The organism is Streptomyces sp. WM6386, from assembly GCF_000972385.1.
Lineage (GTDB): Bacteria > Actinomycetota > Actinomycetes > Streptomycetales > Streptomycetaceae > Streptomyces.
The window spans coordinates 1-3,683 of the sequence record NZ_JXTE01000144.1 but is presented as its reverse complement, the minus strand read 5'-3'; the positions used below and the strand labels follow the sequence as shown (position 1 = coordinate 3,683).

The window sequence follows — 3,683 nt, the reverse complement described above, 5'->3', positions numbered from 1 at the left end:
GAAGAGGAGTTGTTTGCCGGGGTGGGCCCACATGAAGGCGAGGTAGGCGCGGTGGGTGGCGCGTTGCTGCCACCAGTCGCCGGGCATCTTCGACACCAGGGAGCGTTTGCCGTGGACGACTTCGTCGTGGGAGATCGGCAGGACGTAGTTCTCGCTGTAGGCGTACACCATGGAGAAGGTCATCTCGTGGTGGTGGTACTTGCGGTGGACCGGCTCGTGCTGGACGTAGCCCAGGGAGTCGTGCATCCAGCCCATGTTCCACTTCAGGCCGAAACCGAGTCCGCCGAAGCCGCCGGGGCCGATGTGGTGGGTGGCGCGGGTGACGCCGTCCCAGGCCGTCGACTCCTCGGCGATGGTCACCACGCCCGGCACCCGCCGGTAGACCGTGGCGTTCATCTCCTGGAGGAACGCCACCGCGTCCAGGTTCTCCCGGCCGCCGTGCTCGTTCGGCAGCCACTGGCCGGGCTCGCGCGAGTAGTCGAGGTAGAGCATCGAGGCGACCGCGTCCACCCGCAGCCCGTCGATGTGGAACTCCTCGCACCAGTAAACGGCGTTGGCGACCAGGAAGTTGCGGACCTCGCGGCGGCCGAAGTCGAACTCCAGGGTGCCCCAGTCGGGATGCGCGGAGCGGAGCGGGTCCTCGTGCTCGTACAGGGGCCGCCCGTCGAACTCGGCCAGCGCCCAGTCGTCACGCGGGAAGTGGGCCGGCACCCAGTCCATCAGCACGCCGATGCCGGCCTGGTGGAAGGCGTCCACCAGGTACTTGAAGTCGTCGGGGGTGCCCAGGCGGGCCGTCGGCGCGTAGAAGCCGGTGACCTGGTAGCCCCAGGAGCCGCCGAAGGGGTGCTCGGCGACCGGCATGAGCTCGACATGGGTGAAGCCGAGGTCCTTGACGTACGCCGGGAGCTGCTCGCCGAGTTGACGGTACGTCAGCCCGGGTCGCCAGGACGCCAGATGGACCTCGTACACGGAGAACGGCCCTTCGTGCGCCGGGGTGTCCGCGCGCCGCTCCAGCCACACGTCGTCGTGCCACTCGTGATGCGAGGCGTGCACGATCGACGAGGTGTTGGGCGGGACCTCCGTACGGCGGGCCATCGGGTCGGCCCGCAGGGTCTTGGAACCGTCCTGCCGGGTGATCGCGAACTTGTACAGCTCGCCCTCGCCGATGCCGGGCACGAACAGCTCCCAGATACCGGAGGAGCCGAGGGAGCGCATCGGATACCCCGTGCCGTCCCAGAAGTTGAAGGTGCCGGCCAGGCTCACCCCGCGCGCGTTCGGCGCCCACACCGTGAAGCGGGTGCCGGGCACGCCCTGGTGGGTCATCGGCTCGGCGCCGAGCACCGTCCACAGCTGCTCGTGCCGGCCCTCGCCGATGAGGTGCAGGTCCAGATCGCCCAGCGCGGGCAGGAAGCGGTACGCGTCCTCGGTCTCCTGGACGCTTCCCTCGTACGTCACGAGCAGCCGGTACTCCGGGACTTCCCGCAGCGGCACCAGGCCCGAGAAGAACCCGTCGCCGTCGTCGTGCAGCTCCGCCCGCAGGGTCGCGGCGACGACCGTGACGGAGAGCGCGTACGGCTTGAAGACGCGGAAGGCGATGCCGCCGGGCACCGGGTGGGCGCCGAGAACGCCGTGCGGGTCGTGGTGGGTGGCGGAGAGGAGACGGTCGCGGTCGTGGGCGTCGAGGGTGGGGGAGGCCGCGGGTACGACGGGCTCGCGCTGCGCCGGGACCTTCTTGGCGGGGGTCTTCTTGGTGACCGCCTTCTTCGCCGTGACCTTCTGGGCGGCGGCCTTCTTCACCGCCGGAACGTCCTTCTTGGCGGCGGCCTTCTTCGTGACCGCCTTCTCCGCGGCCTTCTTCACGCTCTTCGCGGCCTTCTTGGCCGACTTCTTCGGATCCGAATCGCTGGACGGGGGGCGCGGGGTCACGGGTGGAGCCTCCTCGGCTGTGCGGGTCAGATCAGATCGGATGTGGCGTACCGCTCGATCGCGGCCATCGGCACCGGCAGCCAGTCGGGGCGGTGCCGGGCCTCGTAGACGACCTCGTAGATCGCCTTGTCCGTCTCGTAGGCCCGCAGCAGCACGGGGTCGGTGCGCGGATCGGCCCCGGCGATCTCGGCGTACCCGGAGCAGTACGCGGCCCGGCAGGCGTCGGCCCAGCCCGGCATCGGGGGATCGGCGGAGAGGGCGGCGTAGTCGAAGGAGCGGAGCATGCCCGCCACGTCCCGTGTCGGCGGCTGGGGCAGCCGCCGCTCGGGCAGCGGCTTCGACGGCTCGCCCTCGAAGTCGATCAGCGACCACTGTCCGGCGGGCGAGCGCAGACACTGGCCCAGGTGCAGATCGCCGTGCACGCGCTGCGCGGTCCAGGTACGGCCCTCCGCGGCCAGGTCGGCCAGCGCGGTGAACGCCGAGTACAGCCCGGGGGCGTACGGGCGCAGGGAGGGCACTGCCTGCACGGCCGCCTCCAGGCGCTCGATCATCCCGTCGACCAGCAGCTGCAACTGGGCCGCGCCCAGGGTCATCGAGGGCAGCGCCCGGGCCAGCGCGGTGTGCACCTCGGCGGTGGCCCGCCCCAGCGCCCGTGCCTCCGCGGCGAAGTCCTCCCCCTTGGCCAGTTCGCGCAGCGCCAGCTCCCAGCCGTCCGCCGCGCCCTGGACGAAGGGCTGGAGCACACCGAGGACGGACGAGTCCTCATCGAGGTCGGCGTGCAGCCAGGCCGTCGGAGCCGGTACCCGCGGGCAGCCTTCGCGGGCCAGCGCCAACGGCAGTTCCAGGTCGGGGTTGACGCCGGGCACGATCCGGCGGAGCAGTTTGAGGATGAACGTGTCTCCGTAGACCACCGACGAGTTCGACTGCTCGGCGGTCACCATGCGGGGCACCAGACCGGTCCGGATCTCCTGGCCCGGGTCCCGCTCGAAGCGCAGCCCGCCGATACGGGCCTGGGTGCGCAGCGCCTCCAGGAGCACCTCGGCGGGCCGGGGGTCGTACAGGGCCTCGTACGCCGTGCGTCCGGCGAGCGGGCCCTCTTCCATGTGGCCGATCAGCGCGGGCGCCAGATGGGGTGGCAGCGCCTCGCGCACGCCTATGAGGAGCTGGTAGCAGTCGCCCGAGGTCATGGGCTGATGGGCCCGCACCAACAGGTGGTACAGGCCCAGCCTGCCGTCGACGGGGAGCAGTTCGGTGGCCGCGACCAGCGAGAACCCGGTGACCGGACGACCCTTGCCCGCGAACCACCGCTGCCGTGGCAGCCACTCCCGCAACAGTGGATCAAGTGATGCAAGGAGGGCGGGACTTGTCGTGGCAGTACGGATGACGGCTTCCGACATGGCGTCGCGTCCTTTCCCCGGGTGGGCGGGGTGTTACTGATGCGTGCCCCGGGCGGGGCGGGGGAAACCGTCCCGCCGGGCTTCTAGGGGGCTTCCTTGCGGAGGCGGAACCAGTAGAAACCGTGCCCTGCCAGCGTCAGCAGGTACGGCAGGTCCCCGATGGCCGGGAACCGTACCCCGCCGAACAACTCGACCGGGTGCCGCCCGTTGAACGGACTCAGGTCCAGCTCCGTGGGCTGTGCGAAGCGGGAGAAGTTGTGTACGCACAGGACGAGGTCGTCCTCGTACTCGCGCAGGAACGCGATGACGGCGGGGTTGGACGACTGGAGTTCGGTGTAGGAGCCGAGGCCGAAGGCGGGG

The 3,683-nt window shown here is 70.7% G+C and carries 3 protein-coding genes; all 3 read right to left on the bottom strand.

What is annotated here, in order from left to right; genetic code table 11:
- On the bottom strand, positions 1-1,926 hold a 1,926-nt coding region (gene glgB / locus TN53_RS40075), incomplete at its 3' end, for a 1,4-alpha-glucan branching enzyme (RefSeq protein WP_046263794.1).
- 26 nt (positions 1,927-1,952) lie between these two features.
- Complete coding sequence (locus TN53_RS40070) at positions 1,953-3,323, bottom strand: maltokinase N-terminal cap-like domain-containing protein (protein ID WP_046263793.1); 1,371 nt, start codon at positions 3,321-3,323, stop codon at positions 1,953-1,955.
- An 83-nt stretch (positions 3,324-3,406) separates the two neighbouring features.
- Positions 3,407-3,683: alpha-glucosidase C-terminal domain-containing protein (locus TN53_RS40065; RefSeq protein WP_046263792.1), on the bottom strand; the 277-nt coding region annotated here is incomplete at its 5' end.

Bases quoted from the DNA above. Each gene is read 5' to 3' on its own strand.
- TN53_RS40070 (WP_046263793.1), bottom strand. From the start codon at position 3,323: ATGTCGGAAGCCGTCATCCGTACTGCCACGACAAGTCCCGCCCTCCTT.